The organism is Ensifer sp. ENS06 (assembly GCF_014852205.1).
Lineage (GTDB): Bacteria > Pseudomonadota > Alphaproteobacteria > Rhizobiales > Rhizobiaceae > Ensifer > Ensifer adhaerens.
Window position 1 is genome coordinate 218284 of the sequence record NZ_JACVBC010000003.1, and the last position, 24987, is coordinate 243270.

26 protein-coding genes are annotated in these 24987 nt (G+C 63.4%); 14 read left to right on the plus strand and 12 right to left on the minus strand.

The features are described from left to right. Positions 1–68: 68 nt before the first annotated feature. Positions 69–1010 carry a LysR family transcriptional regulator gene (locus IB279_RS14565; RefSeq protein ID WP_090296633.1) on the minus strand — a complete coding sequence of 314 codons (942 nt, stop codon included), beginning with the start codon at positions 1008–1010 and terminating at the stop codon, positions 69–71. A 96-nt stretch (positions 1011–1106) separates the two neighbouring features. Here IB279_RS14565 and IB279_RS14570 point away from each other — a divergent pair, with 96 nt between their 5' ends. Continuing rightward, the gene (locus IB279_RS14570; RefSeq protein ID WP_090296631.1) at positions 1107–2522 is read left to right on the plus strand and encodes an aldehyde dehydrogenase family protein; all 1416 of its coding nucleotides are present in this window, start codon (positions 1107–1109) and stop codon (positions 2520–2522) included. Between the two features lie 136 nt (positions 2523–2658). Here the strand turns inward: IB279_RS14570 and IB279_RS14575 are convergent, their stop codons facing one another. Then, complete coding sequence (locus tag IB279_RS14575; RefSeq protein ID WP_210333184.1) at positions 2659–3627, minus strand: TerC family protein; 969 nt, start codon at positions 3625–3627, stop codon at positions 2659–2661. 238 nt (positions 3628–3865) lie between these two features. Here IB279_RS14575 and IB279_RS14580 point away from each other — a divergent pair, with 238 nt between their 5' ends. The 3 genes from IB279_RS14580 to IB279_RS14590 all read left to right on the plus strand — a co-directional run bounded on the left by IB279_RS14580 (position 3866) and on the right by IB279_RS14590 (position 5716). Further along, positions 3866–4285, plus strand: coding sequence for a GNAT family N-acetyltransferase (locus IB279_RS14580; protein WP_090296628.1), 420 nt, complete (start codon positions 3866–3868; stop codon positions 4283–4285). Positions 4286–4413: 128 nt separating this feature from the next. Then, positions 4414–5328 (plus strand): glutathione-dependent disulfide-bond oxidoreductase, encoded by a 915-nt coding sequence (yghU, locus tag IB279_RS14585; RefSeq protein WP_089042952.1) that lies wholly within the window; start codon positions 4414–4416, stop codon positions 5326–5328. Positions 5329–5338: 10 nt separating this feature from the next. After that, the gene (locus IB279_RS14590; RefSeq protein WP_034787648.1) at positions 5339–5716 is read left to right on the plus strand and encodes a hypothetical protein; all 378 of its coding nucleotides are present in this window, start codon (positions 5339–5341) and stop codon (positions 5714–5716) included. Positions 5717–5791: 75 nt separating this feature from the next. Here the strand turns inward: IB279_RS14590 and IB279_RS14595 are convergent, their stop codons facing one another. Then, entirely contained in the window at positions 5792–6529 is a 738-nt protein-coding gene (locus IB279_RS14595; RefSeq protein ID WP_060582312.1) for a glutathione S-transferase family protein, read from the minus strand. A 280-nt stretch (positions 6530–6809) separates the two neighbouring features. Further along, positions 6810–7472 (minus strand): SDR family NAD(P)-dependent oxidoreductase, encoded by a 663-nt coding sequence (locus IB279_RS14600; protein ID WP_246801950.1) that lies wholly within the window; start codon positions 7470–7472, stop codon positions 6810–6812. Between the two features lie 254 nt (positions 7473–7726). Here IB279_RS14600 and IB279_RS14605 point away from each other — a divergent pair, with 254 nt between their 5' ends. Next, positions 7727–8200: a VOC family protein gene (locus IB279_RS14605; RefSeq protein WP_090296625.1), complete on the plus strand. Its 474-nt coding sequence runs from the start codon at positions 7727–7729 to the stop codon at positions 8198–8200. 241 nt (positions 8201–8441) lie between these two features. Here the strand turns inward: IB279_RS14605 and IB279_RS14610 are convergent, their stop codons facing one another. Continuing rightward, complete coding sequence (locus tag IB279_RS14610) at positions 8442–9137, minus strand: type 1 glutamine amidotransferase domain-containing protein (RefSeq protein ID WP_113189140.1); 696 nt, start codon at positions 9135–9137, stop codon at positions 8442–8444. Positions 9138–9259: 122 nt separating this feature from the next. Here IB279_RS14610 and IB279_RS14615 point away from each other — a divergent pair, with 122 nt between their 5' ends. After that, positions 9260–10153 carry a LysR family transcriptional regulator gene (locus IB279_RS14615; RefSeq protein WP_034787658.1) on the plus strand — a complete coding sequence of 298 codons (894 nt, stop codon included), beginning with the start codon at positions 9260–9262 and terminating at the stop codon, positions 10151–10153. A 65-nt stretch (positions 10154–10218) separates the two neighbouring features. After that, a complete protein-coding gene (locus IB279_RS14620; RefSeq protein ID WP_034787662.1) occupies positions 10219–10473 on the plus strand; it encodes a helix-turn-helix domain-containing protein in 255 nt (84 codons plus the stop codon). Positions 10474–10492: 19 nt separating this feature from the next. Here IB279_RS14620 and IB279_RS14625 read toward each other — a convergent pair whose 3' ends face one another. The 3 genes from IB279_RS14625 to IB279_RS14635 are packed head-to-tail and all read right to left on the minus strand — an operon-like array spanning position 10493 to position 11481. After that, complete coding sequence (locus IB279_RS14625) at positions 10493–10708, minus strand: hypothetical protein (protein WP_034787664.1); 216 nt, start codon at positions 10706–10708, stop codon at positions 10493–10495. 42 nt (positions 10709–10750) lie between these two features. Then, positions 10751–11161: an SRPBCC domain-containing protein gene (locus IB279_RS14630; RefSeq protein WP_113189111.1), complete on the minus strand. Its 411-nt coding sequence runs from the start codon at positions 11159–11161 to the stop codon at positions 10751–10753. Continuing rightward, complete coding sequence (locus IB279_RS14635; protein WP_034787670.1) at positions 11158–11481, minus strand: helix-turn-helix transcriptional regulator; 324 nt, start codon at positions 11479–11481, stop codon at positions 11158–11160. The genes IB279_RS14630 and IB279_RS14635 overlap by 4 nt, the downstream gene beginning before the upstream one ends. A gap of 219 nt (positions 11482–11700) precedes the next feature. Here IB279_RS14635 and IB279_RS14640 point away from each other — a divergent pair, with 219 nt between their 5' ends. After that, positions 11701–12279, plus strand: a complete 579-nt coding sequence (locus IB279_RS14640) for a flavin reductase family protein (protein WP_192339320.1) — start codon at positions 11701–11703, stop codon at positions 12277–12279. Between the two features lie 168 nt (positions 12280–12447). On the opposite strand, the gene IB279_RS14645 is transcribed toward IB279_RS14640, so the two are convergent. Both IB279_RS14645 and IB279_RS14650 read right to left on the minus strand, forming a co-directional pair. Next, positions 12448–12984, minus strand: a complete 537-nt coding sequence (locus tag IB279_RS14645; protein ID WP_034787678.1) for an invasion associated locus B family protein — start codon at positions 12982–12984, stop codon at positions 12448–12450. After that, on the minus strand, positions 12984–16037 hold the full coding sequence (locus IB279_RS14650) for an autotransporter domain-containing protein (RefSeq protein WP_192339321.1): 3054 nt from the start codon (positions 16035–16037) through the stop codon (positions 12984–12986). Before IB279_RS14650 ends, IB279_RS14645 begins: the two co-directional genes overlap by 1 nt. A gap of 229 nt (positions 16038–16266) precedes the next feature. On the opposite strand from IB279_RS14650, the gene IB279_RS14655 reads away from it, so the two are divergent. The 3 genes from IB279_RS14655 to IB279_RS14665 all read left to right on the plus strand — a co-directional run bounded on the left by IB279_RS14655 (position 16267) and on the right by IB279_RS14665 (position 19372). Then, positions 16267–17361 carry a sensor histidine kinase gene (locus IB279_RS14655; RefSeq protein ID WP_210338644.1) on the plus strand — a complete coding sequence of 365 codons (1095 nt, stop codon included), beginning with the start codon at positions 16267–16269 and terminating at the stop codon, positions 17359–17361. Between the two features lie 122 nt (positions 17362–17483). Continuing rightward, positions 17484–18572 (plus strand): sensor histidine kinase, encoded by a 1089-nt coding sequence (locus IB279_RS14660; RefSeq protein WP_060517863.1) that lies wholly within the window; start codon positions 17484–17486, stop codon positions 18570–18572. Beyond that, complete coding sequence (locus IB279_RS14665; protein WP_034787682.1) at positions 18569–19372, plus strand: LytTR family DNA-binding domain-containing protein; 804 nt, start codon at positions 18569–18571, stop codon at positions 19370–19372. Before IB279_RS14660 ends, IB279_RS14665 begins: the two co-directional genes overlap by 4 nt. A 10-nt stretch (positions 19373–19382) precedes the next feature. Here the strand turns inward: IB279_RS14665 and IB279_RS14670 are convergent, their stop codons facing one another. Beyond that, a complete protein-coding gene (locus tag IB279_RS14670; protein ID WP_090426140.1) occupies positions 19383–20276 on the minus strand; it encodes a LysR family transcriptional regulator in 894 nt (297 codons plus the stop codon). A gap of 147 nt (positions 20277–20423) precedes the next feature. Between IB279_RS14670 and IB279_RS14675 the strand changes: the two genes are divergently transcribed. The 3 genes from IB279_RS14675 to IB279_RS14685 all read left to right on the plus strand — a co-directional run bounded on the left by IB279_RS14675 (position 20424) and on the right by IB279_RS14685 (position 24450). Further along, entirely contained in the window at positions 20424–21035 is a 612-nt protein-coding gene (locus tag IB279_RS14675) for a glutathione S-transferase family protein (RefSeq protein ID WP_090426137.1), read from the plus strand. 59 nt (positions 21036–21094) lie between these two features. Beyond that, on the plus strand, positions 21095–23161 hold the full coding sequence (locus IB279_RS14680; RefSeq protein ID WP_113189113.1) for a pyridoxamine 5'-phosphate oxidase family protein: 2067 nt from the start codon (positions 21095–21097) through the stop codon (positions 23159–23161). A gap of 68 nt (positions 23162–23229) precedes the next feature. Further along, a complete protein-coding gene (locus IB279_RS14685; protein WP_034787961.1) occupies positions 23230–24450 on the plus strand; it encodes an adenylate/guanylate cyclase domain-containing protein in 1221 nt (406 codons plus the stop codon). 10 nt (positions 24451–24460) lie between these two features. Here IB279_RS14685 and IB279_RS14690 read toward each other — a convergent pair whose 3' ends face one another. Beyond that, positions 24461–24754 (minus strand): DUF6074 family protein, encoded by a 294-nt coding sequence (locus tag IB279_RS14690; RefSeq protein ID WP_034787698.1) that lies wholly within the window; start codon positions 24752–24754, stop codon positions 24461–24463. Positions 24755–24987: the final 233 nt, after the last annotated feature.

The following is a 24987-nucleotide window of genomic DNA, read 5'->3' on the forward strand; positions in this document are numbered from 1 at the left end:
TGGCCAAGAGACCAATCGAGCGCCGTGTCTCTTAGCACGCAGAAATAAACTTGTCTGTAATACTCATGTTAAAATTTCAAGGCTGGCGAATGCGGGGTGTGAGCGGGCGCGCGGGGGCCGCCGGAACGCAGTTCCCGAACCAGATCGATCAGGGCACGCAATTTCGCCGGTACGTGCCGGCGGCCAGGAAAATAGAGACATAGCCCATCGTAGGGCGGCGTCCACTCTTCCAGCACCGGAACCAGACGCCCGGCCTCGACGTCGTCGCGGACGTGATGATCGGAGAGATAGGCCAGTCCCACCCCGCCGAGAGCCGCCTGAAGCATGAGTTCGCTGTCGTCGAGGATGAGCGGTCCCGGCACATCGATTTCGACGCTTTCCCCGCGCCGGGAAAACTCCCAGTGATAGATCCTGCCGCTTGCCATGCGCGCCCGGATGCAGGCGTGCTGCCTCAGATCGCCCGGCCGCAGCGGCACCGCTCTTTCGCGAAAATAGTCCGGCGAACCCACGACGATCATGCGCGACTGAGGCACGACCGGAACGGCGACCATATCCGGAGGAACCGCCTCGGCGAGACGAAACCCGGCGTCGAAACCGAGCGCTACGATATCCACCAGCGCATTGTCGGTCGCAACCTCCAGCGCCATCTCTGGATATCGCCGCAGATACTCGATCAGTAGCGGCCGCAACACCATCTTCGCCGCTCCCGGGGAGGTGTTGAGCCGCAGCATGCCGGTCGGTCGTGCCTGAGACTCCGTCGCCCGCTCGACGGCGCCGTCGATGGCGGCAAGAGCCGGCAGGATCTCGGCAACGAAAGCCTCGCCTGCCGTCGTCAGCGCCACCGATCGCGTCGTGCGGTTGAACAGGCGCACATTGAGGCGCGCCTCCAGCGCCAGGACCGCATGGCTCAACGACGAGGACGAAACCCCGAGTTCCCGGGCAGCGGCCCGAAAGCCGCCGAGCCGCGCGATTGCCGCCACCGCCTCCAGTTCGGACAGGCTCACCTTCATTGCGCTATTTTCCTCATCAGAGTGTCTGTTATTGATGATCTTATCCTGACGATCGTTCCGATGCATATCCTTTTCATCGCAACAGGAAATCGGACGATGAAGATCATTGAGCAGATATATGTCGATGGCGCTTTCGTTGCGCCTCACGGCGACGAGCGCTTCGCGCTTTTCAATCCCGCCACGGAGGAAAAGATCGGCGAGGTCCGGCTGGGCGACGCTCGGGATGCGCACGCGGCCATTGCTGCCGCGAAACGGGCCTTCCCGGCCATGCGGCAAACGACACCGGCCGAACGCATCGCCATGCTGCAAACGCTGGCGAAGGCCGTCGCCGCCAACGCCGATGCGCTTCGTGCGGCCATGACCATCGAATACGGCGCGCCGCAGTCGTTCCTCGCATTCTCCGTGCCGCACGCCGCGAACGTGTTCGACGTCGCGGCAAGGACCGTGGCCGACTACGCCTTCACCCGTCGTATCGGCAATGCGGAGGTGGTGATGGAACCCGTGGGCGTGGCCGCGGCAATCACACCCTGGAACAGCAACATCGGCTTCATCTGCACCAAACTCGCCACGGCGATCGCGGCCGGCACGACCATCGTGATCAAGCCGTCGGAGATGAGCGCCATCCAGACCCAGGTGCTGCTCGAAGTCTTGCACGAAGCGCGACTGCCCGATGGCGTCCTCAATGTCGTCAACGGCTACGGCCACGTGGTCGGCGCGGAACTCAGCCGGCATCCCGACATCGCCAAGATCACCTTCACTGGCTCCACCACGACCGGTCGGGAGATCCTGCGCAATGCAGCGGAAAGCTTCAAGCGCGTGACGCTCGAACTTGGCGGAAAAGGGCCGCAGATCCTGCTCGATGACGCGGACCTCGACCGGGCGATCCCGCATGTTCTGGCATCGGCCTTCCGCAACAGCGGGCAGGCCTGCATCGCCGGAACCCGGCTTCTTGTTCCGAAGCGAAGACATACGGAGGTGATATCGCGCCTTGCGCAAGCCGTTTCCGCGCTGCGGCCCGGACCTTCGAGCGATCCGGCCTCCGACATCGGCCCTATGGTGAGCGCCCGGCAGTGGGAGCGTGTCCAGGCCTATATCCGCCTGGGGCAGGAAGAGGGTGCGACGCTTCTTGTCGGCGGCGAAGGCCGGCCGGAAGGGCTGCAACGGGGATGGTTCGTCCGCCCGACCGTGTTTTCCGGTGTGACCAACGATATGCGGATTGCGCGCGAGGAAGTCTTCGGCCCCGTGCTCAGCGTTCTTTCCTACGAAACGGAAGCGGAGGCGATCGCGATTGCCAACGACACGGAATACGGATTGCAGTCCTACGTTCTTGGCACCGACGCCGAACGTATGCGCAGCATCGCCCGACAATTGGAGGCGGGGCGCGTGGTGATCAACGAAACCCCGGCCGACGCTCAAGCGCCCTTCGGCGGGTTCAAGCAATCCGGCATCGGCCGCGAATTCGGTCCCTTCGGCCTCGACGCCTTCCTCGAACCGAAGGCGATCATCGGGTGATGCCTCGCCCGGACGGCTCGACCCGACGGGTCGTCCGGGCGAGGGTCAACCCCACGTTCGGCAAGGCCAAAAAGATCGCGGCGGCCCCCTTTCGAAGGCCGCCGCGTTTCTCGTCACGGTCGGATGAGCCCGGGCGTTATGCCGGCAGTTGCTCTTCCTTGGTCTTGACCAGGCTCCAGACAACACCCGAAGCGATGATCGCGAAGGTGACACCGAGCGACAGGGCCGCGGGGAACTTCTCTAGCCCCAGGAGATCGGCGACGAAGATCTTCGAACCGATGAAGATCAGGACGACGGCCAGCGCCGGCTTCAGGTAGCGGAAGCGATGGATCATGGCAGCGAGCGCGAAGTAGAGGGCGCGCAGGCCGAGGATAGCGAAGATGTTCGAGGTGTAGACGATGAACGGGTCCGTGGTGATCGCGAAGATCGCGGGAACCGAGTCGACGGCGAAGATCACGTCGGCCACCTCGACCATGACGAGCGCCATGAAAAGGGGCGTGATGAACCAGGTCATCTTGCCGGTCTTCGGGTTGACGAGCTTCACGAAGAAGCGCTCGCCGTGATGTTCCTCGGTGACGTTGAAACGGCTGCGCATGAAGCGCACGAGCGCGTTGTCCGAAACGTTGGGCTCGGCCTCCTTCATCACCAGCATCTTGATGCCGGTAAAGACCAGGAACGCAGCGAAAATATAGAGAACCCAGGAGAATTCGGCGACGAGCGTCGCGCCGACGCCGATCATGATCGCGCGCAGCACGATAACGCCAAGGATACCCCAGAAGAGCACGCGGTGCTGGTAGATGCGCGGGACGGCGAAGAAGGAGAAGATGAGGGCGATGACGAAGACGTTGTCGAGCGCCAGGGTCTTTTCGACGACGAAGCCGGTCATATAGGCAAGGCCGGACTCGGCACCGAGATACCACCAGACGAAGCCGCCGAAGCTCAGGCCGAGGGCAATATAGAAGGCGGAAAGCTTGACGCTTTCGGCAACGTTGATCTCCTTGTTCTCCTTATGGAGAATGCCAAGGTCGAACGACAGGATAGCGATCACGAGGGCGAAAAAGCTCGCCCACAGCCACAGTGGCGTTCCCAGCCACACTACAGACATGAAGGAAAAGTCCACAGACGGGTCCCCAATCGGCACATGTTGTCGGAATAAGGTCCGACATCGCAAGAGTGCCGAAGCTCTCGCCAGAGGGGCCCGGACCAGCGGGTTAGGCGGCAGATAGGAGCTCGGTTTTCCGGTATCAAGGGAGGCCCATGATTTTTTCAAGAACTCGGCCGCGCTTGCTGGCAGCCGAGCCCTTGTGGTCAAAATCGATCCCGGCAAACTCTGAGGTTGAACCGTGACGGCAGAGAATCCGACTGAAGTACCCGCGTTCGCCTGGCGCGGCGCATTTCAAAACAAGGAACTGAATACCCTGCACGCCGAATGCTTCGAGCACGCCTTGACCGATGACGACTGGTGGAGCCAGGTCAACCGCTTCAGCCTCGGCTGGGTCACCATGCGGATCTCGGGCGCACTGACAGGCTTCGTCAATGTCGCCTGGGACGGTGGCGTGCATGCTTTCCTGCTCGATACGATGGTGACGCTACCGTTGAGGCGTAAGGGTTACGCCGCGCTGCTCGTCGAAGAGGCCGTAACGCAGGCCAAGACCTCGGGCTGCGAATGGCTGCATGTGGACTTCGATCCTGAGCGTCGCGATTTTTACCTCGATCGGTGCGGTTTCGTGCCGACGGATGCCGGTCTCATCCAACTTCGATAAAAAAATTCTCCAGCATCTGGCCTTTGAGCATGGTCGTCCTCGCAGCCAAGTCGATGTGGTGGCTTGATAAACTTCCTATATAAGCGAACACGACGTTCGAGGTTTCCGCCAAGACAAGGACAGATTTGATGACCGAAAAATCCCCCGCTGACAATTTCCCCGCCGGCTATGACGTTCCCAAGGTCTGGACCTGGGACAAGGGCAATGGCGGCGCGTTTGCCAGCATTAACCGTCCGACCGCCGGCCCGACGCGCGATCAGGATCTGCCCGTCGGCAAGCATCCGTTGCAGCTCTACTCGCTGGCGACGCCGAACGGCGTGAAAGTCACGATCATGCTCGAAGAGCTGCTGGCGGCGGGCCATAAGGACGCCGAATACGATGCCTGGCCAATCCGCATCGGAGACGGAGACCAGTTCGGCTCCGGCTTCGTCGACGTCAACCCGAACTCCAAGATCCCGGCGCTGATGGACCATGCGCCCAAGGGCGGCGGCGCGCCGGTGCGCGTGTTCGAATCGGCCTCGATCCTCACCTATCTCGCCGAGAAATTCGGCGCCTTCCTGCCGAGCGAGCTTCGCGCCCGCACCGAGACCTTGAACTGGCTGTTCTGGCAGATGGGCTCGGCACCGTTCCTCGGCGGCGGCTTCGGCCATTTCTATGCCTACGCGCCGATGAAGATCAAATACGCCATCGACCGCTACGCGATGGAGGTGAAGCGCCAGCTCGACGTGCTCGATCGCCATCTCGCGGAGAACCGCTTCCTCGCCGGCTCGGAATACACCATTGCCGACATGGCCACCTGGCCCTGGTATGGCAATCTGGCGCTCGGGCAGGTATATGGCGATGCCGGTACTTTCCTCGAGGTTCAGAGCTACGAGCACGTCCAGCGCTGGACGGCCGAGATCGCCGCCCGGCCGGCCGTCAAGCGTGGCCGCATGGTCAACCGCTTGAGCGGCAACCCGTCCGAACAATTGCATGAGCGTCACGACGCTTCCGACTTCGATACGAAGACTGAGGACAAGATCGTCGAGAAGCAGACCGCCTAAGGAGAATAGAATGGCCAAGCTGGCTGATATGACGAAACACCGGGGTTTTCCCTACGCCATGCCGGGCACGGGCATCCAGTTCGTCATCCGTCGGGCCAACCCCAAGGGAGCAACGCCGATCAAGGCGTTGCCCCGCCATGCCCGGCCCGGCTCCGGGGCGCACCGCATCGATGCGGCCTTCCTCCACGCCCTCTGGCATCATTTCGGCGCGGAACCATTCGAGCGCGGCAATCTCGATGCCGCCCGGCTGAACCTCCTGTTCGGACGCGAGGTGCTGCCGGTCGACAAGGATTTCGATCCCGTGTCCTACGAAGCATTGCTCGTCATCAACGAGAAGGTTGCCCGGCAAAGCTTCCCGGAATCGTTCGTCGACGTATTCGAGGTGTGATGTCGGCGGCGGCTGGCCGCTCCAACTGTTTGAGGTGGCGCACCGCCTGCCGGTGCGCCACCTCACTTTCTTAAATCACGCGCGGAGTGCGCCCGTCATCCGCAACACATCCTCGAGCGGGACGAGGCCCTTCATCGCACCGCTGCCGGTAACAGGCTCGCCATCCTCGATCGCCACTGCGAAGCGGAAGGCCGGATCGGCCTCGATGCGCTGGCGCAGCGCGTGGATGCGCGGATAGTTGCGCGCATAGTCCTTCGGATCGATGGCCTCATGGAAATCGACCCAGCGGGCCACGCCGGCAAAGACCGCATCGGCAAGCGTCGGCCGGTCGCCGATGAGGTAATCGCTGTCGCCCATCATCGCTTCGAGCTGCTTGTGACGCTTGGCGACGAATTCGCGGCCGAAGGCGCGCAAGGTTTCGCGGTATTCCTCCGTGGCGTCTTCGGATTCCAGCGCCACCCACATCGAGAAGAACGCGCCGGTGAAGCCGGTGTTGAGGAAGGCGATGAACTGGTGCATGCGGTCCGCCTCGAAAGTGCCCGGGGCGAAGCTGATGCGACGCTCCTGATCGCGCCCCTCCAGCCATAAGGCGATCGCCATGGTCTCGGTCAGCACGTCGCCCTTGTCGGTCACGAGAGCGGGCGTTTCGACCCGACCGTTGAAGCGCTCATAGGCGTCGGTGCGCATTTCCCCGAGCATGTCGACGCGGGTGAGGCGATAGGGCTGGCCGAGCCATTCCAAGGCGGTGACCAGGCCGGCGGAACTTCCGAGTGGAAAGCCTGAGGTGAAGATCGGTTCAGAGACACTGTGCATGATGTCGTTTCTCCATTGTTGATGTCATGGATATATCGACGTGGACGGCGCCTCTGTAGTCGGCCTAAATTGGACTTATCGTCTGCATATGTGGACGATCGAGATTGAAGGATCTCGGCGAACGATGCCTGATTTTCGCCGAACGCCATTGGGGCGTTCGGCAATGTATCGGATCGGTCTCTGACAGGGCCCCGCCGCTAGGCGGAGCGAGCCGGAGACGGATAGAGGCCGCCTTCGTCGGCATCGACGGTGATCGACAAGGTTACATGCCGCGGCCGCGTCAGCGCGAACAGCACTGCCTCGGCGATGTCCCGGTTCGTCGCCGCCTCGCCCTTCCGTCGACTGCCGGCCGCCTCCCATGCGCCATCAAGCGGCGAGATGTCCTCAATGTACGGCGGGTGGGCGTACCGGCAAGCTTCTGGCGCAGGCCATCGGCCAGGGCGGCCTGCGCCCGCTTGGCCGCATAGAAGGGCACGGACACGGTCTGGAGCGCTGCGTTGGGCAGGCCGCTGATCGAGCCGATCGTGACGATATCCGGCCGGGGCGAGTGAGCGAGCAAAGGCAGCAGCCCCTGGGTGAACAGGAAGGTCCCGGTAACCGCCGCGTTGACGACGCCGAGCACCGCGTCGTCAGGATGATCCTCGTCACTGTCCTCGAGCCACATGGCGCCGTTGTTCACGAGGATATCGATGCGTCCGTTCTCGGCCTTGATGCCCTCGACTGCCGCAGCCACGCTTTTCGCATCCGCAAGATCGAGCGCAACGGTTTGTACCCGTCGCCCGAAAGCACGGACAATCGGTTCGGCCACGTCCGTGAGCGCGCTCTGGCTGCGCCCGCACAACACGAGATCGCAGCCCGCTTCGGCCAATGCGTAGGCCAGGGCCGCTCCGAGGCCGCGACCAGCACCTGTTACCACCGCAACAGTTCCATTCAGTTGTATCATCCGCATCCCCTAGGAGCGCGCGAAGAGAAGCCTCGCGCGCGTATCGAGGCTGCACAATTAGGTATCAGCGGTTGAATTTCCAACGGGAAAGCGCCGGATGCGACGACCCGGCGCACATGCCTTCGACGCGCGTTCCGCCGGGCAAAGGCAAGTGCGGGAAGATTTCAGGGTGGAGAAACGGAGGCACCGACCTATCTCGCAGAGCAGGTGGCGAAGGAAACGGCCCCTCCGGCTTCAAAACGAAAGGACGCGTCATGGCCAAGAACACGATCTGCCTCTGGTACGACAAGGAGGCCGAGACGGCCGCTCGCTTCTACGCCGAGATCTTTCCCGATAGCCGGGTCAGCGCCGTGCATCGCGCGCCCGGCGACTTTCCGTCCGGCAAGGCGGGAGACGTGCTGACGGTGGAGTTTACGGTCGCCGGAATTCCCTGCCTCGGCCTCAACGGCGGGCCGATGTTCAAGCACAACGAGGCCTTTTCGTTCCAGATCGCCACCGACGACCAGGAGGAGACCGACCGCTACTGGAACGCCATTGTCGGCAATGGCGGACAGGAGAGTGCCTGCGGCTGGTGCAAGGACAAGTGGGGCATTTCCTGGCAGATCACGCCAAGGGTCCTGACCGATGCCCTGGCGGCCGGCGGCCCCGAAGCAAAGCGCGCCTTCGAGGCGATGATGACCATGGGCAAGATCGACGTCGCTGCGATCGAGGCGGCGCGGCGCGGCTGAAGCCTCCGCTGCGACGGAACTTTCCGGCCCGACACGGCTTACCCAATGGTGTGCGGGCCGTGTCAACCGGACGCGACAGGGATGGTGAACATGGCGGTTTTTCCGGTTTCCCGCCATGGCCAACGCAATGGCAGTCGAGCGCCCCACCTGTCCGGTTCGCCTCACGCTGTCGGCGACGCATCGCCGGCAGCACGATCGGGACAGACTTGCCGAACCTTTCCAAGTGCCCGGCTACGCGGGATCAGGCACTCAGGATATCGCGAAGCGCCTCGCCGACCCCAGTCGCCGACTGCGGGTTCTGGCCGGTGATCAGCCTGCCATCGACAACCACCTTCGATGTCCAGTCCGCGGCCGGATGGTGCGTCGCACCGCGCTCGACAAGCGTGCTTGCGAGCAGGAACGGGACCGTCTTGTCGAGGCCGACGGCGCGCTCTTCGGAATCGGTGAAGGCGCTGACGTTGCGGCCAGCAACCAGATAGCGGCCGTCGGAGAGCTTGACGTTTACGAGGGCTGCCGGTCCGTGGCAGACCGCCGCGACAGCACCGCCGGCCTCGAACACCGAACGCGTCACCCGGTCGACGGCGCGGCTTTGTGGCAGGTCCCACATGGCGCCATGACCGCCGGCGAAGAAAATGGCCGCATAGCGGTCGGGATCGATATCATCGAGCCGAACCGTCGTGCGGATTGCGGCACGGAACCCTTCGTCGTTCCAGTAGCGGGCATTGGTCCCGTCATTGAGGTCGAGCCCGTCGACCGGCGGCTCGCCGCCCTTGATCGAAGCAAACTCGACGGCAATGCCGGCCGCTTCGAGCGCGGCAAGCGGGTGGGTGACCTCTCCAAGATAGAAGCCGGTGGGTTGGCCGCCCTCCCCCTTGGTGCCATGGCTGGTGAGCACAAAGAGCACAGGCTTTTTCGGAACGGATGTCGTCTCTGGCATCATTTTCTCCTGGTTGAAGCGAGCCTGACATTGCGGCTCTCAATTGATGCTGCTTATTTATTGCTCCCATCTGCGGCGATAAATGCGCCGCGCAGGAAATGATCTGGTCTTCAGAGGCAAAAATGCGTCGCTTCGATCACCTCGCCGATGTCGAGGCTTTCATCACCGTCATGGACAAGGGGTCTATGACCGCAGGAGCCGTCGCGCTGGCCACGACGCCTTCCGTGCTGAGCCGCGCCATCACCAGGCTCGAGACGAAACTCGGCACGCAGCTGGTGCGGCGGACGACACGGCGCATCAGCCTCACCGACGCCGGGCGGGTCTACCTCGATCAGGTGCGGGCAGCCTTCGAGACAATCGATCAGGCCGAACGCGCCATTCAAGGCGACGGCGTTGTTGCCGGACGCGTTCGGCTCAGTGCGCCCACGACCTATGGCCATTTCCAGCTGCCGGAAAAGCTGACCCGCTTCGCGACGAGGCATCCATCCGTCACCGTCGAGCTGTCGATTGCCAACCGCAATGTCGATCTGGTCGCCGAGGGCTACGACCTTGCCATACGCCTCGGCCAGCTCCCCGACAGCGGCATGATCGGCAGAAGGCTCGAAGACGCGCCGTTGAGGCTGGTCGCCTCGCCCGATTACGTCGCGCGGCGTGGCATGCCGCGTTCTGTCGACGAGCTCGCAGCACATACCTGCCTGCCCTTCATCATGCCGAGCAGCGGGCGTCCGGCCCCATGGCTGTTGCGCGTCGCCGGAGCCGACCTCGACTGGATACCCCATGGCCCGATCCAGGTGGAGGACGACGTGCTCGGCACCGTCTCGTTGACGGAGGCAGGCCTCGGGATCTGCCAAACCTATGATTTCATCGCGCGCGACCGCCTGGCGCGCGGCAGCCTGGTCGAGCTTCTGCCGGAATTCGGTGGCCGGTCGCGCCCCTTCTCCCTCATTTATCCGCCGCACAGAAACCTACCGGCTGCGACCCGAGCATTGATCGACTGCCTCGTGGAGCAGGCCTGAGGGAAGCGCTCGTCAGTTCGCGCCGTGGCCGTGGTGCCACCGCGCGCAATCAGCGGATCCGCAGTATGACAATCAGCAGCGATTTTGCGCCCTATCTGTTTCGCTGGTCGCTTATGCCCGATGTTGGGCCGATCGTAGAAGCACGTGTCGCGGCGGCCAGGCGCCTGCTCGAGCAGGGGCAGGACGCCCCCAAGCAGGTCGCCGCCCGCTGCGGCTTTGCCGATGCCGATACGCTCCGGCGCGCCTTCATGCGACATGTCGGCGTCACGCCGGCCGAATATCGCAAGCGCTTTGCCAGCCCGGCTCTGTCCGCGGATTGAGCCGGGCTGGCGCTATTCCCTACTCCGCCGCCTGCATCCTGCCCTCGGGCTTGCCCAGATAGGGCAGCACGAAAAGGTAAATGCCGGTCGGCAGCAGCACCGCCAACGGCGGCAGGGGCAGGTAGTAGACCCATTCGGGGAGCGTCATTACTGGCATGCCGGCAAAGATGGCGGCAACGGCCAGGGAGAAGAGCAGCGACGTCCAGCGATGGATTTTCCGGATCAGGGCGGTCATTCTGGCACCTTGGGTTTGAGCAACGGTCGTCAATGGCTGCGATCAGTCGAGTTTCGCGACGACGTCTTCCAGGTGGGTGAAGAAGCGTGGCCATCCGACCGTCGCGCCCTGGAAATAGGCCTTTTGGTCGGCTCTGAAGCCGCGCTGTTCCATGCGCAGGCTCGTGCCGCCCCTGGCGGGCGCGAGCGTCCAGGTGACGACACTGGTCAAGTCCTTGGTGTCCCAGCGATAGGCGAGCGAGCGGTTCGCCTCGATCGTCTGAACCTCGCAATCGACCTGGCCCCAATCGGCGGAAAGGGTAAAGCGACGGCCGACTTCGGGAATGAAATCGTTGCGCATCAGCCATTCGGCAATCAGATGCGGCTGCGTCAGCGCGCGCCAGATCTTCTCCGGCGGATAGGGAAAGTCGCGTTCGACGACGACAGAGCGGGTGGTTTCCGTTGTTTCGATCATTGGTCCATTCTCTTCAGGAGATCATCGAGATCGTCGAAGCGGTCCTGCCAGAAGCCGGCCATCTCCGTCGTCCAGTCAACCAGCGTCGCGAGCGCTTCGCGCCGGGCGCTGTAATAGGTGTAGCGGCCCTCATGCCGGTCGTGCACGAGCCCTGCAGCCTTCAGGATCTTGAGATGCTTGGACACGACCGGCTGCGAAACCCCGGCATCGGCCAACAAGCCGACGACCGTGGTATCCCCCTGGCGGCAAAGGTGTTCGAAGAGCCCACGGCGTGTGGGATCGGCGAGCGCCCGAAAAACCGCGTCCTGCAACTCAGTCATGTCTCATACCCGATTGGCTATGAGATGATATATAGCCAATCGGGTATGCGTTTGTCAAACGCTTATGTTTCGTCGGCCCCCATCCCTTTCAAGTGCCTTGCAGCCGCTGCCGTACCGCCCCTCCGGCACCGCGAAAGCTTGCGCTTGTTGGCGAAATGCAGCGCCCCTATAGAAGAGGCATGATCGGTCAATGTCCGCCAATGGCGGTGAGGTAGTCTGATGGTTTCGCATATTCGTGCCGTTCCTCTCGACAAGGCATACCGGCTGCTGAACCATGGCCCGACAGTCCTGGTTTCCGCCCGCCATGGCGGCGTTCAGGATGTGATGGCGGCAGCCTGGGCCTGCGCGCTCGATTACGATCCGCCCAAGCTGACGGTCGTGCTCGACAGCGCCACCCGTACCCGCAGCCTCGCGGAGGAAGCGGGCGTGTTCGTCATCCAGGTGCCGACCGCCGCCCAGGCGCTGCTGACCCATGCGGTGGGCACCACGAGCCTTCACGACGATCCCGACAAACTTCGCAACGCCGGCGTCAAACTGTTCGACATGCCGGACTATGATCTTCCGCTTGTTACCGGCTGCTCCGCCTGGCTCGCCTGCCGGCTGATCAGCGAGCCGTCGATCGAGAGCCGCTACGACCTGTTCATCGGCGAAGTCTTCGCGGCCTGGGCCGACGATCGCGTGTTTCGCGACGGGCATTGGATGTTCGAGACGGCCGATCCGGCCTTGCGCAGCCTGCACTATGTGGCGGGCGGGCATTTCTACGCCATCGGCGATGCGATCGACGTGTCCTCCCGATAGGCCGAAAGCGCCCACCAACGGTGGCGCGTCCGGATGGCGACACTCGGTTCCCCCCATGGAGAAGACCCGGCCGCGCTCTTTCGCACGACCGGGCCCGCCCCGGGAGGCTACGCATCTTAAAAAAACCGGCCAAAAGCCTGGCGGTGAAGCGAAGGCCGTGACGTTGCCTCAGCTCTTTCCGGACAGGGCGATCACCCGGTCGAGTGCTGCAGCGAAGCCCTTGAGCGAGACAGCGAACGCCACGTCCTTTTGGCTGTCGCTGGCGAACGCGCCGATCTTCAATGCCGTGCCGCTACGAAGCAGCGCAACCGTCGCTTCGGTGAAGGTCAAAGGCACGATGCAGCCGAGCGGCAAGCAGGTGCGGAAGCGGGTCGGCTTGCCGCCGGTCGCGTCGTCGACGCCAAGCGTCACGCCCTTATCCAGATAAAGACCGAAGGGGAGCGCGAGGCTCCCCTCAAGCCCGGCTTCGGCCGCCGTGCGAAGCTCGATCGTCAGCACATGCTGACCGCTCTTGTGGAACTGGCGCTGCGAGAGGAGGCAATGTTTCTTTCCCTCGATCTCGGCGCAGGCGACGCTCCAGTCCTCGTAGGTCTCCGAAAGCTGGGAGGGCGCCGCGGGCTTGCCGGCGGCGTCTTCCCCATGAAGCGGCGTGATGGCGACGAACGTCGCCATCAGCATTGTCGAGAGCCAGACGAACCTTCGCATCAGAAGCGCACGTCGAGCTTGGCGTCGACCGCGTTCTGCGTCGTGCCCGAACCGAACTGGCCGGTATAGGTGATGCCGAGGCTCGCAGTGCCGGTCAGCGCGAAGTCGATGCCGGCTTCGATGATCGCCGCATCCTCGGCGATCGGCGTTCCGGCGACCGAGAAGGCGCTGCCCGTGCCGAACGCCATCGCCGAGAACGGGGTCGTATCGCCGAAGGCATGCTGCCAGCCGAGCATGCCGCGCAGCTTCGCTTCCGTGGTGCCGAGGCTGAGCGGAGCCGAAGCGCGAAGACCGAGCGTCGTGAAGGTCGTATCCGTCGTGTTGCTCCGGCTCGAAAGGGCCGCCGCACCACCGCGCTCGGTGAAGCCGTCGGTGTGCAGGCTGACATAGGCGAGGTTGGCGAACGGCTCGAGCGCGACACTCGGCAGGTCGATGCGGTAGCCGACTTCACCGAAGGCCTGGAAGGTGCCTGCGTCATAATCGGCCTTCAACTGATCGCTGAAGCCCGGGAAGGCGACATTGCGCGACGTGTTGATCGAATGCCAGGTATAGGCAAGGCCCGAGCGCAGTGCGACGTCGCCCCACCGGCTGCCGCTATAGACACCAAGGTGGTAATTGTCGCTGTTGCCGCTCGCCGAGCGGCTGTCGACGTCGAAGTTGGTCCGGCTGTAGCCGGCCATGATACCGACGAGCGCATTGTCCGAGATAGCCGCATCGAAACCGGTAACGAAACCGCCGGTCGACTGATCGAGCGCACCGGCGTTGCCGTTGCCGTCGGTGTTGGTCCAGGACCCGAACACCTGTCCCCAGCCGACCATTGCCGGCGGCGCGACGGGTACAGCGTTGACGGCGGCAACAGCACCCGTCGTGATCTTGTCCTCGGGACCATAGGCGAGAACCGGAACGTTCGCGGCACCCACGTCGCCAAATGCATCGCGAATGCGGTTGTTGGCGGCGTTGCGCAAGAGACTGCTGTCGTTGATCAGCGCCGTCTGCGCCGAAGCGTGGACCTCGCCGGACAACAGGTCGAAGGCGCGGCGTGCTGCATCTCCATCCTGAAGGATCAGGGCGTTGTAGAGCCCGAGCGAGGGACCGCTCTGGGCGAGCGTGTTGAGGGCAAGCGCCGTCTGTCGCTGGTTGCCGGTGTTCGCCTCACCTTCAAAGACACCGGGTTCGGGCTCACCCGGCTTCGGCTCGCCGGGCTTGGGCTCTTCGCCCGGCTTGGGTTCTTCTCCCGGCTTCGTGCCGCCGTTCTTGACCTTGATCTTGAGATCGACCTGCTTTTCCTGCTGGTCGAGCGACACTTCGAGGAAGGCGGACTTGGAGATCGCCTCGGCGAACTTTCCTTCGATTGCCCGGTCGGCGGTCAGGATCGTATAGGTCTGGCCGGTCTTGTAGCTGGTGTTGGCATCGAGCGCCGTCACCTGCACATTGGTGCCGCTGCCGATCTTCGCGATACCGGTGTTGTCGTTGGTGCCGATGCTCTTGACAACGATGCGGTCGGAGCGGCCGTCACCGGCGATGTCGGCCTCGTAGATCGAACCGGTCGCCATATCCAGCCGACCCATGATCGTCAGCGTGCCAGTGGAATTGTTGCCGGGTGAAATGATCGCCTTCTTGTCGATATAGGTGTTGCCCACCGTGCCCGAGCCGCCAAGCCGGCCGAAGGCCGAACTGCTCCTCGATTCACCCCAGACGTTCACTTCACCGGTATAGAAACGGTCGCCCTCGATGCGTCCCGTCGCACCGTCGACGATCAGCGAGCCGTTGGTGACCTCGAAGTTGGTCTCACTATAGTCCAAGGGGCCGTTATCCGGGTCATTGTCGATCGTGTCGACGTTGCCCTTCACCACCAGCTTGCCGCCGGAAACGTTCACCTTGCCATAGAACTTCGACAGGTCACCGGTAAGGATGGTCTCGCCGGAGAAATTCGAGATCATGCCCTTGCCGACCATGACATTGCCGAACTCGTAGCCGGTGTTCGTATGGTTGAAGTTGACGTAGCCCCGGCGCGGCCCGAAATCGATCTTCGAGGACGAGTTGACCGTGCCGGCGCCCTGCGCCTGCCGTGCAACGGGTTCGGCGATATTGTTCAGATCGACGGCACCGCCGATCGTCAGATTGCCCATGCCCTCATTGTTGATACCGCCGACGCCCGAAAGCACGATGTCGCCACCAACCGAAAGCTTGGCGCCGTTGGCGACCGAAAGATTGGCGCGACCAGCCTCGCCGATCGTCAGCTTGTCGGCCACCTTGAGTTCGCTGCCGGCGCCGTCGATAACGGCCTGGATGGTGTCGGTGCTCTCGTCCTCACGCAGGATCGCGGTGTTGGTGGAAACGACAGCGCCCTTTTCGACGGTAAAGCTGTCGCCGATCGTGAATTCACCGGTGTTGACCCAGCGCGTATTGTCGCCGGTGACGAGCACCGTGCCATTTTCGAAGTAGGTCTTGTTGGTGTTGACGAGGCCGCCGTCCTCGATCCGAACTGTAGCGGTGTTGAGCGTCAGTGCACCGTAAGCGACCCCCAGGAACTCGGTGTTTAGCATGGAACCCGCGCCGCGCACCACGAGCGTTCCGTCGCCCTCCTGCAGGGCGCCGACATAGGTCTCCTTAGCCGAAACCTTGCCGCCGTTCTCGACGATCAGCGTGCCCTTGCCGCCATAGATACCGCCTTCGAAGCCGCCAACAAAGAGCATGCGGTCGCCGTTGGGATTGGCATCGACGATGTCCCAGGTCGAGCCCGGCCCGGAGACGACGACCGTGCCGACGCTGCCGCGACTGTCTGCGATGTAACCATCGGTACTCTCAACCTTGGCACCATTGTTGATCGTCAGTGTCGCGCCACCCGGCCCGCCGCGGATAACGAGATTGCCGTTGATCGTATGGTCGCTGGACCACGTTGTGTCGTTTGGAACCAACAATCCGGCCGCCTTTGCGGGCGACGGCACGAGTGGCACGGCGGCCAGAGCCAGCGAGAGCAGGCCGGCGCGACCGAGCGCCGTCGAACTCAGAAGGTTGATCCTCAAAACGTCCGCCTTCGCACAGGTATTCAATGTCTGCCCCTTTTCCTTTTCATTCGTGGGCGTACAAATCCCAGGCGAACGGATTCGCCGGGAAAGCACGGGTCGTGGGGCGGCTATAGCAAGCCCGCAAAAAGCGAGAATTCGGCTTTCTGCAAACGGCAGATTGCGGCGTCGAAGGGCTGTGGCTTTCTGCAAACGGCTTGTTTTCGGCGACGAACGGCGGTCGACAACCATATGGACTTGAAGGATAAAACCTCGCATGGCGCGAGGACATGAGACGGTTTTGCCTGACGAGGCTGGATATGCCGCAAGCGTTCGGCGGGCGACGCTCTTCCTCGGGCTCCTCTACCAGTTCATGCAGTTCGTCATCAGCAGTACGCTCAGGGCTTTCCTTGGATATGACCCGATTGCGATCGCGCCGATCACCCTGATCCTGATGCTGAGCGGGACACTCATGTCCTATGCGATGGCAGTGGCACTCTTTCGCTTCCGGGGCAGGTCCATCCTCTTCAAGCTTCTGCTCGGCTCCGCCCTGGCGCTCGTCGCCGCAGCGATCAATGCCAGCGTCGATCTCCTCAGTCACGGCCTGATCGAGCATGGCGATCCGGGCCCAATCAAATGGACCAATGTCGGCTACACCCTCATCTATTGCATGGCGCTGTTTCACGGATGGGCGTTTCTCTACATCGCCCTTCTCGCCAATTACGAACTGCGCGAGCGGGAACGCCGGCTTGCCGTGACACGGGAGGAAGCGCTGACGGCGCAGATGCGGGCGCTGCGCTACCAGGTCAATCCGCACTTCCTGTTCAACACCTTGAACTCGATTGCCGGGCTGATCGAAGAGGGCGCATCGACGACCGCCCGCCGTATGGTGCTCTCGCTCTCCTCCTTCCTGCGCACGACACTCGAGCTGGATCCGATGCAGGACGTTTGCCTTGCCGACGAGCTGGCCTTGCAGCTCGGCTATCTCAACATCGAGGGCGAACGCTTCTCCGACCGCATGCGGGTCAAGCTCGACATTGCACCGGGCCTGGAGCAGGCGCTGGTCCCGAGCCTCATCCTTCAGCCATTGATCGAAAATGCGATCAAGCACGGCGTCGGCGGTTCGATCGGCGTGGTCGAGATCGTGATCCGGGCGGCAAGGCAAGGCGAGACGCTGGAGCTTTCCGTCGAAAACGACATGGCGAACGAGCCGCCCCGCCCGGCGAATAAACCTGCCGGGACCGGCACCGGACTGAGGAATGTCGCCGACCGCATCAAGGCCCGGTTCCCCGAGGTCGGAGCCTTCATATCCGGCCTCGTGGCACCGCACCGGTTTCGGGCAGCGATCACCATGCCGCTGCGGCTGGTCTGATCGCCGCTCTCCGGCCAACGACGGCCGGCAAAGGTCGAAAGTCCGGGCCTTTCTGCAAACCGCTCGATTTGGCCGACGAACGGCAATCGACATCGGCGGCCGGTTGAAGGATAAAAATGGCCATGAAACCTGAGGACGACGCAAGATCGGTGGACGAGAGCGCTTACATCGCCAGCGTGCGGCGCGCGACGCTCTGGCTCGGTTTTCTCTACTGGTTCGTGGAATTCCTCATCAGCAGCATTCTTTGGGCGATCCTCGGGATCGACCCGATCATGTCCGCGCCAGGCAAGCTCCTGTTGATGTCCTGCGGCATGGTCTTTTCCTATGGCATCGCCGCTGCGATGTTCGGCGTCCGCCATCAACACATCGCGCTGAAGATCGTCGTCGGCTTTACGACCGCTCTGATGGCTGCGATCGCCAATACCGGCGTCGACTTTCTTCTCTATCTTTTCATCGTGCGTCCCGACCCGATCACGCCGGACTGGACCAGCATCGGCTACACGCTGGTCTACAGCATGGCGACCTTCGTCGGCTGGTCCTTCTTCTTCGTGGCATTGCTCTACAGCTTCGAACTGCGCGAGCGCGAGCGACGCCTGGCGATCACGCGCGAGGAGGCACTCGCCGCACAGATGCGGGCGCTGCGCTACCAGGTCAACCCGCATTTCCTGTTTAACACACTGAACTCCATCACCGGCCTGATCGAGGAGGGGCAGCCCCTTGCCGCGACGCGCATGGTGATGTCGCTGTCCAACTTTCTGCGCACGACGCTGGAGCTTGACCCGCTGCACGACGTGCGGCTTGCCGACGAACTCGCGCTCCAGGCCGGTTACCTGCATATCGAGGGCGAGCGCTATTGCGACCGCATGAGGCTCCGAATGGACATCGACACCGGTCTCGAGGAGGCCTTGGTGCCAAGCCTCATCCTGCAGCCGCTGATCGAAAATGCCGTCAAGCACGGGGTCAGCCGCTCGCCGGATCAGGTGGAAATCGTCATCAGCGCCGCCAAAGTGGGCCATGCGCTGGAAATCTCCGTCGAAAACGACATTGCGGCAACTCCCGAAACCGAGCGGAGACCGGGCACGGGGATCGGCCTCAAGAATGTAGCCGATCGCGTCCAGGCCCGTTTTCCCGGCGTCGGCGCCTGCGTTTCGGGTCTCGTCACGCCCGGTCGTTTCAGAGCTGCAATCACAATGCCGCTGAGGCTTGCATGAATGAAATCCAGACTGTTCCGCTTTCAATCCTCGTCATCGACGACGAGCCGCTGGCGCGGCGGCGCCTGCTGCGCCTGCTCGGCGCCATGCCCGCGGTCGAGGTGGTGGGAACGGCCGGCAACGTGCAGCAGGCCTGCTCCATGGTTGCCGAGCTTTCGCCGGACGCGATCCTGCTCGACATCCAGATGCCGGGCGGCACCGGCTTCGATGTCCTGGAACGGCTGGGCGACCACGCACCCGCAGTCGTTTTCGTGACCGCCTTCGACCACTATGCGCTGCGCGCCTTCGAAGCCGCCGCGGTCGACTATGTCACCAAGCCGATCGAATCCAGCCGCCTGCGCACCGCGATCGAGCGAGCCCGCCTCGCAATCGCCGCACGCACGAGCGCCGAGCGGGTGCTCGAACTCAACGAAACCGTGACGGCGCTGCGCCAGGCGCTGCGCAAGCACGAAACCCAGACCGGCGACCTTTGGATCAAGGCCCGGGGAGAATTCGTGCGGATCGCGCTCGACCGGGTCGTGCGCTTTCAGGCGGAACGCGACTATGTCCGCATTCACGTCGAGGGCCGGTCCTATCTGCACCACGAAAGCCTCGCCTCGCTCGAGCGTCGCCTCGATCCCGCAGAATTCCTCAGGCTGCATCGCAGCTCGATCGTGCGCCGGGACTGTATCGTGGGGCTGAAGCAGGCCCCCTTCGCCGCGCTCATCGCCCTTCTCTCCGACGGCAGCGAGATCCGCGTCGGCCGAACCTACGCCCGACACATCCGCCCGACGACCGGCGAACGCAGCCAGCCGGACTAGCCGCCGCCCACTATCGCAGGACCGCGCGCAGCCGCGGGGCGGCGAAGTCGACGAAGGCCCGGAGCTTCATCGGCACCAGCCCCTGCGGAAGATAGACGAGCTGGACCGGCAGCGCCGGGTGCTCAAAGTCTTCCAGCAGCGGTACGAGCAGGCCGTCCGCCACTTGGCGCGCCACCTGATAGGAAAGCACCCGCGTCAATCCAAGACCGGATATCGCCGCGTCGACGGCGGATTCCGCCGTATTGACGATAAGCCGCGACCGGATCGGCGCGGCCAGCTCGCGCCCGCCGTCGAGGAAACGCCAGACATGGGCGGCCGTAACGTTTTCGAAGGTGATGCAATCGTGATCGGCAAGTTCGCTCGGGTGCCGGAGCACGCCATGCCGCGCGACATAATCGGGGCTTGCATAGACCACCCGGCGCACCGTGCCGATCTTCGTCGCCACGAGATTGCTGTCGGGCAGGTTGCCGATCCTCAGCGCCACGTCGATGTGATCGTCGACGAGATTGGCGAACCGGTCGCCCAAGGCGAGCCGCATATCGACCTCGGGATGGGCCTTGAGGAAATCGACCACGACGGGAAGCACATGCAGGCGTCCGAAGACGATGGGCGCAGAGACCGTCAGATCGCCCTTGATCGTGCTGTATTCGCCGGCTGCCACCCGTTCCGCCTCTTCGACGCGGGCAAGGATCTCCTTGGCAGCCCCGACATAGACGCGGCCGGCCTCGGTCAGCTGGATCCTGCGGTTGGTCCTGGTGATGAGTTGCGCGCCCAGATGCGTTTCAAGCTCGGAAACCTTCCGGCTGATCGTGGCCAGCGGCACCTTGAGGTGCCGGGAGGCGGCCGACAGGCTGCCGTTTTCGATGACGGCGATCAGAACCCCCATGGCGTCGAGACGGTCCACTTTTATCCTTCCATAATTCGGAAATCAGACTATCGAAATCGCATTCTACTGCCGAAAATTGGAAAGTCATAGATTGATCTCGAAGGCGGTTCATTCCGAACCGCCGGAGGGCCGTGACGGTTCTCAAGCTCTTCGAGGACATCTCCCATGAAACTCTACCGCCATCCGCTCTCCGGCCACTCGCACAGGGCGCAGCTTTTCCTGTCGCTGCTCGGCGTGCCGCACGAGCTGATCGACGTCGACCTCAAGGCGCGCGCACACAAGGCGCCGGAATTCCTGGCGCTCAATCCCTTCGGTCAGGTTCCGGTGCTCGACGACGAAGGCACGGTCATCGCCGACAGCAACGCCATCCTTGTCTACCTCGCCAAGAAGCTCGGCCGCATCGACTGGCTGCCGGAAGATCCGGCCGCGGCGGCGAAGGTGCAGAAATGGCTCTCGGTTGCCGCCGGCGACATCGCCTTCGGTCCGGCAGCCGCGCGTCTCGTCACGGTCTTCGGCGCCAATCTGGATGCAGAAGGGGCGATCTCCAGGGCCCACCGGGTGCTTGCACAGATCGATGCGGAGCTTGCCGGCCACGACTTCCTCGTGGGCGCAAGGCCGACCATCGCCGACGTCGCCCTCTACAGCTACGTGTCGGCAGCACCGGAAGGCAATGTCGACCTTTCCGACTACGCCCATGTTCGTGCCTGGCTTTCGCGCATCGAGCACCTGCCCGGCTTCGTCGGCTTTGAGAAGACCGCCGTCGGCCTCGCCGCCTGATCCAAGCTCCCCGGGGCGGCAACGCTGCCCCGGCCCCCTTCCAACCGGGACACCCGACCATGCCGGACAACGCACAGCAGAAAAAGCCGGATTCGCCGTGGCACGAAGGCGAACTCGCCATCCAGCGCAGCCTCGGCGTCGCCGAGCGCATGGATGCGACCGGGCGCAATTTCGTGCGCAGCTTCATGCCGGAGCAGCACCAGCAATTCTTCCCGATGCTGCCCTTCGCCATGTTCGGGGCCGTCGACGCGAGCGGCGATGTCTGGGCGACGATGCGCGCGGCAGCCCCCGGCTTCATGCAGGCGCCGGACGCCTGGAACCTCGATATACGGTTGCCGCGTGACAGGGATGATCCGGCCGATGCCGGCATGGAGGACGCGCACTCCATCGGCATGCTCGGCATCCAGCTCGAAACCCGGCGCAGGAACCGGTTGAACGGCGCGATCCTGCGCGATGCCGACGACGGCTTCACGCTCCGCGTCCGGCAGAGCTTCGGCAACTGCCCGCAATATATCCAGCTTCGTCAGTTCGCCTTCGTTCGCGACCCGCACCAGCCGGCCTCGGTGCGCCCGGTGCATGGTCGCGTGCTCGACGCCCGCGCCCGGGCCATCATCGCCAAGGCCGACACCTTCTTCGTCGCGTCCTACGTCGATCGCGACAGCGGCGAGCGCCAGGTCGACGTCTCGCATCGCGGCGGCAAGGCGGGTTTCGTACAGACCGGCGAGGACGGCGTGCTGACGATTCCGGACTTCTCCGGAAACCTGTTCTTCAACACGCTCGGCAATTTCATGGTCAACCCGCGCGCAGGACTGCTGTTCGTCGATTTTGCGACCGGCGACATGCTGCAGATGACCGGCAGCGCCGAGGTGATCCTGTCTTCTCCGGAGGTCGCGGCATTTCAGGGCGCCGAACGCCTGTGGCGCTTCCGGCCGGAGAAGGTCATTTATCGCGAGGACGGCCTGCCGCTTCGCTGGGCCTTCGAGGAGGGCGGCTGGTCTCCCAGTCTCAATTCCACCGGCGACTGGGATCAGGCGAAGGTCCGGCTTGAGGCCGCGGCCCTTGCCGATGCGTGGCGCCCGTTCCGGATTGCCCGCGTTGAGGACGAGAGCACGACGATCCGCTCGCTCTACCTCGCGCCGGACGATGGCGTCGGGCTCATGGCCCATCAGGCCGGCCAGCACCTGCCGATCCGCATCAACGTCGGAGACGGCGAAAGACCGATCGTCAGGAGCTATACGCTGTCCTCGGCGCCGACGGATGGTCTCTACCGCATCAGCGTCAAGAAGGACGGCGTGGCTTCCCGGCACTTGCACGGGCTGATGCCTGGAGACCGGATCGAGGCGCGGGCGCCTGCCGGCAGCTTCACGATCGATGGAACCGAGCGGCGGCCCGCCGTGCTGATCGGCGCCGGCGTCGGCATCACGCCGATCCTTGCCATGCTCAAGCATATCGTCGCCGAGAGCCGCCGCAAGCGGCGCACGCGCCCGACCTGGGTCTTTCAGGCCGCCCGCTCGCCGGAAGAGCGCGCCTTCGATCGGGAGATCGCCGACCTGGTCGCGGAAGGCGAGGGCAATATTCGTCTGGTGCGGGCGCTGAGCCAGCCGGCAACGGCCATCGAAAGCCGGGACTATGACATTGCCGGTCGCATCGATCTCATCCATCTCAAGGCCACCCTGCCCTTCGACGACTACGATTTCTATCTCTGCGGCCCGGCCGCCTTCACCCAGTCGCTCTATGACGGCTTGCGGGCGCTCAACATCGCCGATGCCCGCATCCATGCGGAGGCCTTCGGGCTGTCGTCGCTGACCCGGAGGCCGGACGGCGGTTCTGCCCCGGTGATGGTACCGGCGGCGAACGCCCCGGTTCACGTCGTCTTTGCCAAGTCGAGCAAGGAGGCGCGCTGGCAGCCGGGCGAAGGCACGCTGCTTGATCTGGCGGAGGCGCGTGGCCTGAACCCGGAATACGGCTGCCGCAACGGCAGTTGCGGCACCTGTCGGACGCCAGTGCTGGAGGGCAGGGTGACCTACCCCTCGCAGCCCTCCTTCCCGGTCGGCGAAGGCGAAGCGCTGATCTGTTGCGCCGTGCCGGCGGAGAGCGAAACGGGCAAACTGCATCTTTCGCTCTGAGCCCTGGTTCGGCTATGGATGATGCACCACATCATCAGGCAGTCGACCTCGGCCGAGCGGGATGCGCCATGAACGACCAACAGCTACGCGATATCGTGCTCTGGCTTTCAGAACAGGGCCTGAAGGGACTGGACGAGCCGGAGCTGTTTGCCGGCTTCTGCGAGCAATGTCGGGCAGCCGGTCTCGACCTTGCCCGCGCGCTCGGGTTGATCGACACGTTGCATCCCGAATTCGAGGGGCGCGCGTTCCAGTGGAACGACGAAAGCGAGATCACGCCGGAGGTCATCCAATACGGCTCGACGACCACGGGCGAGGCGCTGCTGAACTGGCAGAATTCGATCTTCTACCACATGCTTTGCGACCGAACCGCGGAGCGCCGCATCCGGCTTTCCTCCGACGAGGGCACCACCTACAACATATTGGACAAGCTGAAAGACGAAGGCCACACCGACTGCGTCAGCATGATCCACCACTTCACCGACCAGGGCCGCGTCGGCGAGATGGACTGTTTCTATTCCTATTGGACGACGCGGAACGACGGTGGCTTCAGCGACGATGACATCGCAGCACTCCGTATCCTGCTGCCAACGCTTGCGCTGGCGGTGAAGGCAGGCTCATGCGTGCGGATCATCAGCACGCTTGCGGACGTTTATCTCGGCGCCGATGCCGGCCAGCGCGTCGTCAAAGGCAGCATTGCCCGCGGTTCGGCCGAACGCATCGAAACGGTCATGTGGTTTTCCGACCTGCGCGGCTATACGCGCATCTCCGACACCGCAGCACCCGACGAGATCATCCCGCTTCTCAACGATTATTCAGGAACCGTGATCACCGCCATTCACGACCATGGCGGCAGCGTGCTGAAGCTGATCGGCGACGGTGTTCTGGCGATCTTCAATGCCGACGATCCGGGGACCGCCTGCGCCAACGCAATCGCCGCCGAACGGCAGCTGCGCCGCATGCTTGCGGAACTCGACACCCGCCGGCAGGCCGAAGGCAAGCCGACCACCGAGGTCTATCTCGGGCTCCATATCGGCGAAGTTTTCTATGGCAATATCGGCAGCCAGACCCGCCTCGATTTCACCGTGGTCGGCCCGGCGGTCAATGAGGTGAGCCGCATTTCCTCGATGTGCCGTTCCGTCGAGCGCCACATGATCATGTCGTCTGATTTCGTCGAAGCCTGCCCGCCGGATGAACGGGTCCACGCAGTCTCGCTCGGCCGCTTTGCGCTGCGCGGCATCGCGAGGGCCAAGGAGCTGTTTACCTGGGATCCGGAATTGCCGGTGGCCTGAGACGCAGCGGCTACTGGCTCATCGCGCCTGCAGAAAGACGCGAGAGGTGGCGATGCTGCAGCTCGATCTGCACCTCGTCCTGAAAAACCAGAACCTGATGGCGCACTTCGTCTTCTGAACATCCGCAGGCAAAGAGCTCATCCGCTAGAGCGCGGCAGCGGCGGCGCCAGAATTGCAGCGCTTCGGCACCGTGCAGATCTTCAAGCTCGGCGGCAGCACTGCGAATGGCATGCAATCTCCTGACCACCGGAAACGGAACAATGGTGTTGGTTTCCGTGGCTTCCACTGATTGATTGCTTGCCATCGTCTCGTTTGCCCCCTGGACTTCGTGCGTTGACGCGAACGCACAAAGACGCCCTACGCGTAGTGATATCGAGCAATGGCTCCGCTTCCGGTGTCCCCAACCGAAGGCGATTTGCTCTGCTGATTCCATTTCTACGAAGCCTATGGTTAACGTTTCCTTCCCACCGGTGCCGAAGTGAACCGATTGCGTCTCGCAGGTGCACGAGACATCGGTCGCGTCACGTGGCCGACACG